General features: G+C 37.0%; 7 protein-coding genes. 3 read left to right on the forward strand and 4 right to left on the reverse strand.

The window, feature by feature from the left end; translation table 11 throughout:
• Window positions 1-154: 154 nt before the first annotated feature.
• The 4 genes from FFR48_RS24575 to FFR48_RS24590 form a co-directional block, all read right to left on the reverse strand.
• Complete coding sequence (locus tag FFR48_RS24575) at window positions 155-829, reverse strand: DUF5331 domain-containing protein (protein ID WP_096570682.1); 675 nt, start codon at window positions 827-829, stop codon at window positions 155-157.
• Window positions 830-884: 55 nt separating this feature from the next.
• Window positions 885-1,199, reverse strand: a complete 315-nt coding sequence (locus FFR48_RS24580) for a (2Fe-2S) ferredoxin domain-containing protein (RefSeq protein WP_137669177.1) — start codon at window positions 1,197-1,199, stop codon at window positions 885-887.
• Window positions 1,200-1,352: 153 nt separating this feature from the next.
• Window positions 1,353-2,126: a peroxiredoxin-like family protein gene (locus FFR48_RS24585; protein WP_137669178.1), complete on the reverse strand. Its 774-nt coding sequence runs from the start codon at window positions 2,124-2,126 to the stop codon at window positions 1,353-1,355.
• A 151-nt stretch (window positions 2,127-2,277) separates the two neighbouring features.
• Window positions 2,278-3,252, reverse strand: coding sequence for a cysteine synthase A (locus FFR48_RS24590; protein WP_137669179.1), 975 nt, complete (start codon window positions 3,250-3,252; stop codon window positions 2,278-2,280).
• Window positions 3,253-3,606: 354 nt separating this feature from the next.
• Here FFR48_RS24590 and FFR48_RS24595 point away from each other — a divergent pair, with 354 nt between their 5' ends.
• The 3 genes from FFR48_RS24595 to FFR48_RS24605 all read left to right on the forward strand — a co-directional run bounded on the left by FFR48_RS24595 (window position 3,607) and on the right by FFR48_RS24605 (window position 5,790).
• Window positions 3,607-5,259, forward strand: a complete 1,653-nt coding sequence (locus tag FFR48_RS24595; protein WP_137669180.1) for a Calx-beta domain-containing protein — start codon at window positions 3,607-3,609, stop codon at window positions 5,257-5,259.
• 184 nt (window positions 5,260-5,443) lie between these two features.
• A complete protein-coding gene (locus FFR48_RS24600) occupies window positions 5,444-5,587 on the forward strand; it encodes a hypothetical protein (RefSeq protein ID WP_162501956.1) in 144 nt (47 codons plus the stop codon).
• A 47-nt stretch (window positions 5,588-5,634) separates the two neighbouring features.
• Entirely contained in the window at window positions 5,635-5,790 is a 156-nt protein-coding gene (locus FFR48_RS24605) for a hypothetical protein (RefSeq protein ID WP_162501955.1), read from the forward strand.
• Window positions 5,791-5,871 lie beyond the last annotated feature (81 nt).

The following is a 5,871-nucleotide window of genomic DNA, read 5'->3' on the forward strand; positions in this document are numbered from 1 at the left end:
GTCACAAAAATAGTCCGTCAAAAAACCATTGTCCGTATAAAATCTTCCTTGTCCATCCCTTCGACTACGCTCAGGACAAGCCTTCCTTGTCTTCCTGGTCTTGCCTTCACAGATTATATTAAAAACCCACCCCTGTGAGGTCCCCAGTCCCCAGTCACCTATTCACCCCTGGACAAAATTCATCCATCCAAGCGGGTAAACTGCGGGCGTTAGTAGTAGCAGAAATATAAGAAATTTCTTTGACGGGAAGACCTGTAAATTGATATTTGATAGGAATTGGTTCTGTGATATTTGGTAATCGCCCAATTCCTAATCTATGGGTTTTCTGAGATATTTCTTCCCTAGCTGCGGTAAAATGATGATCTACTGGTTTGCTAATTGTCACCGCAGAAACAGATTGCTGTTTGTGTTCAACACTGGGAACAATTCTTAACAATACCTGTTTTTTTTTCGGTTCAACCCTAGACTGAAAATCTTGTTTTATCTGTGTATCTGTATGAGAACAAGTCACAGAATTTTTGTGAACAATTTGGTTTTTAGCTAAAGATTTTTCTAATTCTAATAAACGCAACTCCTCATCAGGATTAAAATTCAACCCTAAAGCAGCGACTATTTGATCAGGATTATTATTTAACTCCAGAATAAAAGGAAGTATGTGCTGTAAACGCGGTTCTAAAACCGAGAGAGTGGCTAAAATATAACCAGATGAAGGTCGTCTCACACCATCATAGGTGCGCCAAATTTGCATTTTTGTTAACCAAGAAATATTTTCTTGATAGTAAGTTAACCACTTTAATTTTAAAACTTGGCGTAGCTGCTTAATGTCCATCAGTTTTCTCGCTTCCGTGAACAAGATGCTGTTTTCGGATATTTTTTCATCAGCATTATCTCTGAGGATGAAAACGATGATATAGCATTCTGCGGACTCTTTGACCACCTATTAAATGTTTTTCCACCACTAGGTGTACTTCCAGAGGTAAAACCCGACAATACCACACCATCTCAGGTAACACTAGCACCATTGGACCATTACCACACTGACCCAAGCAGCCACTAGCTGTAACTGTCACATCAGGAACGGATGAAGCTTGAAAAGCTGCTAATACTTCTTTTGCACCTTGTTTGATACAGCTACGATGTTGACACACCTGCACACATTTAGTGGATTCTACTTGATCTTCTGTTGGTAGATTTAACATTACGAATAACCTAAATTTTGAATTATAGCAGGAGGCAGGAGGCAGGAGGCAGGAGGAAAACTGGCTTGGTGAGTGGCTTTAAACTTAAATGCTGTACCTCATCAATCTGCAATCTGCGATATCTTGAATAAAACAATTATCAATTGTCAATTTTCAATTATCAATTGGTAAAAATGATAGAGGTTGACTCATGTTAGCAGCAAAACCTAAAATTCCTGGATCTCGATATTCATAAAGTAATTCACCTTGATTATTAAATAAAAATGTTCCACCACGTTGAGTTAAATAAGCAGATGATGGTACATAAGTTGACCAATTTTTTAATACTTCTACCATATTTTTCAGTCGCAGAGTAGCTAATTCAAAAGGACGTTGAAAACCACTACCTCCAGCTAGTTTAAAAAACGAACCTTTAAAAGCTGGTAAAGGAGTACCTTCAATCATTTCATCATCTGCTATAAGTTGGGGTGCTTGTTTATCTCCTTTATATCCTCTAAAAACTTCTTTTAATGTTCCAGGACTACCAATACCTGCACACATTAACATTAAATTTAACCAAGATTTCTGACCTAGAGAAAGTCCAGGAACAGAAACTTTTAAACCTGGATAAAGATTCAGTTTTTGATGTAATTCGGCATTTTCATCAACAAATAAATTTTCTTGGGGAAATCCTGTATATTCACAGAATTTTCTTCCAGAAGTGAGATTCCCAATACCTACTGCACGAATAGCAATTTTTTGATTTGCTAAATTTTGCGCTTCTCGCTGTAACCACCAGGCATATTCTAAACTATCAAAATCTCCCAGTTGTGGCAATACTAAAACTAGGATTTTTGCAGCACTTTCGCAATTTTCTAACAACGGTTTTATAGTGCCATCACTCACACATTGAAGTTTGGTTTGAGAAAAAATAATGTAGGGATTCATAGGATTTTAGATTTTAGATTTTGGATTTTGGATTTCATCAGTTTTAAGTAAATCAACTTTCAAAAATATCATCCCCAGATCCCCGACTTCTGCGATAAATTCACAATTTATTGACACGATCATCAAAGAAGTCGGGGATCTTATCAACCCTTTAACTAACAGACAACCCTTTACTAGCTAACCATTCTTTGTTAAATATCCGTGATTGATAGCGAGATCCGCTGTCACAAAGAATAGTCACAATAGTATGTCCGGGTCCCAATTGTTTCGCTAAAGCCACCGCAGCACCAACATTAATTCCTGTTGAACCACCCATTAATAAACCATCTTTTCTTAATAGTTGATAAACCACTCGTAAAGCTTCTTGATCATCAATTTGAATGGCATCATCAATGGGTACGCCTTCCATATTAGCGGTAATTCTACTGTTACCAATACCTTCAGTAATAGAACTACCTTCGATTTTGATTTCGCCGGTTTTCACATAGCTATATAAACCGCTACCCATCGGATCGGCAACAACACATTTAACATTGGGGTTCTTTTCTTTCAAACACATTGCCACACCTGCAAAAGTTCCACCTGTACCGGTTGCAGCTACCCAACCATCAATTTTACCCCCTGTTTGTCGCCAAATTTCCTCACCGGTGGTTTCGTAATGGGCTTGACGATTTGCTAAATTATCAAATTGATTCGCCCAAATGGCGTTTTCCATCTCGGTGGCAATTCTACCAGATAATTTAACGTAATTATTAGGGTCTTTGTAGGGTACAGCCGGAACAGGACGAACTTCCGCCCCCAAGGTTGTCAGCGCGTCTATTTTTTCTTGAGATTGGGTATTGGGAATAATAATTAGGCATTTATAACCTTTAGCATTACAGATATGCGCTAATCCTATTCCTGTATTACCCGCAGTTCCTTCTACTACTGTACCACCGGGTTTAAGTAAACCTTTTTTTTCTGCATCTTCAATAATGTACAATGCTGCACGATCTTTGACAGAACCTCCAGGATTGAGAAATTCTGCTTTGGCTAAAATTTCGCAACCAGTTTCTTCACTAAAGCTGTTTAAACGAATCAGTGGTGTGTTACCAATAGTACCTACAAATCCTTGTTTTATATCCATGTTAATTGAGTTGAGTTCTTTCCTCTCAAATTTTGCCGTATTGTTGAATCTATCTTAGATGTCCCTAGATAACTTGCGCTAGATCATTCAGCTAGATGGGGAAGTTTCAATTTCAGAAGAATTACGCACAACTAACTGAAGAAAGAATAAGTAGTTTGTATAAATTGCTGTTAGTAATAGCTGTTTGTTGGTGTAATTGTCTGCAAAACAGCGGAAACAGAAGTTTTGTAGGAGTGATTGGTCAATTAGTTTTATCATTAATTTATACTTGATTGAGTAATAATACTATATCTTATAGCTATAAGAGCAAAATAAAATATTAATCAAGTCAGTCCTTCAATAAGGTGCATTACCATGAGTGAACTAATACTAAATAGCAGCCAGGATTTATCCCTTCTACTTCCTGGACAGGAAAACAATATTTCTGCATCTATTAATATTTTCCATGATCTTGATGTAACTGACTTTAGTTGTAATACATCTTTATTATCTACAGTTGAAACATCTCAAGCCCTACATAACATAGTAGCAACACCCCTATCATGGGATAATATACTTGGTTGGCAACCTGCGGTTACTCTGCAAGAGTTTGCACAATCTCCAGATTTTCAATCACAAATACACTTGGTTTTTGGAGATAATTTCAACGCAGGGAGATTACAAGACATCCATTCTCAGTGGTTAGTTGGTAATTTGACTGCGTTACCACAGATAGAAGTCTTAAACTCATCCGTATTTCCCACAGGTACATTAGGCGCGTTTTCTGGAGAAACCAATAAAATTTATCTTAACGAAGAATTACTTAGCAGTGGAAATACTGAATTAATTAAAGAAGCAATTATAGAAGAAACTGGACATTGGTTAGACAAAGAAATTAATTCTACTGATACCCCTGGTGATGAGGGAGAATTATTGGCAGCATTTGTGACAGGTAAACAGCTTAATCCTAGTCAAATTGCAGATATTAAAAATCAAGATGATACAACTACAATTTTTGTAGATGGTAAATCTTTAATCGTTGAACAATCAACTTTACCAACAATTACTATTACTGCTAGTGATGCAAGTGCAGCAGAAACTTTGAGTGGACAAACTACAAATCCTGGTAGATTTACCCTCACCCGCACAGGTAATTTATCTTCAGCATTAACAGTTAATTACACAATTTCTGGCACTGCAACCAACGGTACAGACTACAACAGTATTAGTAATAGTGTTACCTTTGCGGCTAATTCTGCCACAGCTACAGTTAATATTAACCCCATTGATGATTCAGCAGTTGAAGGTAATGAGACTGTTGTATTCAATGTGAGTTCTAGTTCAGCTTATAATATAGGTTCTGCTAATAGTGCTACTGTAAATATTGCTGATAATGATTCACTTCTACCTACAATTAATATTACTGCAAATGATAGTAATGCTGGTGAAACTATCACAGGACAAACAGCAAATCCTGGTCAATTTACTCTAACTCGTACAGGAAGTACAACTTCATCTCTAACAGTTAATTATACTGTCGCAGGAACAGCTACCAATGGAACAGATTACAGCAATATTGTTAATAGTGTAACCTTTGCTGCTGGTTCATCAACTGCATTCATTAATATTAATCCTCTTGATGATTCTTTATCTGAAGGGAGTGAAACAGTTGTTTTAACTTTGTCTTCTAGTAGTAATTACAGTCTGGGAACATCTCAAAGTGGGACTGTTACAATTGCAGATAATGATCAATCCACCACAGATACAACAGCACCATCTTTAGGAAGTTTCTCATTATCAACAACTTCAGTAAATACATCTACTGCGGCTCAATCTATCACTGTTACAGCCCAGATTACTGATGATATGAGTGGCTTAGTCAGTGGCTCTCTTTCGTCTGGTTATGGAGGTGTCAGTTTTAAAAGTCCTTCAGGTCAGCAATCAGCTTATGTACTTTTAAATTATTCTGATCGTACATCTGGAACATCACAAAATGGTATTTATAGTGATACATTGACCATTCCTTAATTTAGTGAAGCAGGAATTTGGACACTGGACTATTTTTATCTTAAAGATGCCGTAGGTAATTATAAGTTTCTCTATCTTGCCGATCTTAAACTTTTGGGTTTTCCCACTCAGTTTACTGTGGTCTAGTCAATAGCTTGGGCTGAAATAATAAAATATGGATACCTAAAACTGCTATTCTGCTACAGTGACAATGAAAGAGCGATCGCTTTTCTGGAGATGTGAGGAAATGCGATCGCTTGTTTGGGGATGCGAGAGAGCGATACCTGCGGTGAGCTACGCTAACGCTGTTGGGGAGGTGGTAACTGCGATCATGGTAAAACTAAAGTAGATATCACCCTTTCCTTGTTAAAATCAGAAATTTATAAATTCAAGATTGTGAAATCAAAAATTTACATTGAAACCAGTATTCCTAGCTTTTACTATGAAATTCGGACTGAACCGGATATGATAGCGCGTAAAGAATGGACTCGTTTTTGGTGGAATACAGTAGACCTGTCCGAAATATATAACGGAAAAATGGTAGAACGGTAAATGGAAAATATACCGTGGTTCTACCAAAGATGAAAAATATTACCAATTATATACATATGTACCCAAAACGCGCTAGGGGTA

The sequence above is a fragment of the Sphaerospermopsis reniformis genome, assembly GCF_005402885.1.
Lineage (GTDB): Bacteria > Cyanobacteriota > Cyanobacteriia > Cyanobacteriales > Nostocaceae > Sphaerospermopsis > Sphaerospermopsis kisseleviana.

Coding starts and splice junctions, on each gene's coding strand:
- FFR48_RS24575 (WP_096570682.1), bottom strand. CDS start 829: ATGGACATTAAGCAGCTACGCCAAGTTTTAAAATTAAAGTGGTTAACT.
- FFR48_RS24580 (WP_137669177.1), bottom strand. CDS start 1,199: ATGTTAAATCTACCAACAGAAGATCAAGTAGAATCCACTAAATGTGTG.
- FFR48_RS24595 (WP_137669180.1), top strand. CDS start 3,607: ATGAGTGAACTAATACTAAATAGCAGCCAGGATTTATCCCTTCTACTT.
- FFR48_RS24585 (WP_137669178.1), bottom strand. CDS start 2,126: ATGAATCCCTACATTATTTTTTCTCAAACCAAACTTCAATGTGTGAGT.
- FFR48_RS24590 (WP_137669179.1), bottom strand. CDS start 3,252: ATGGATATAAAACAAGGATTTGTAGGTACTATTGGTAACACACCACTG.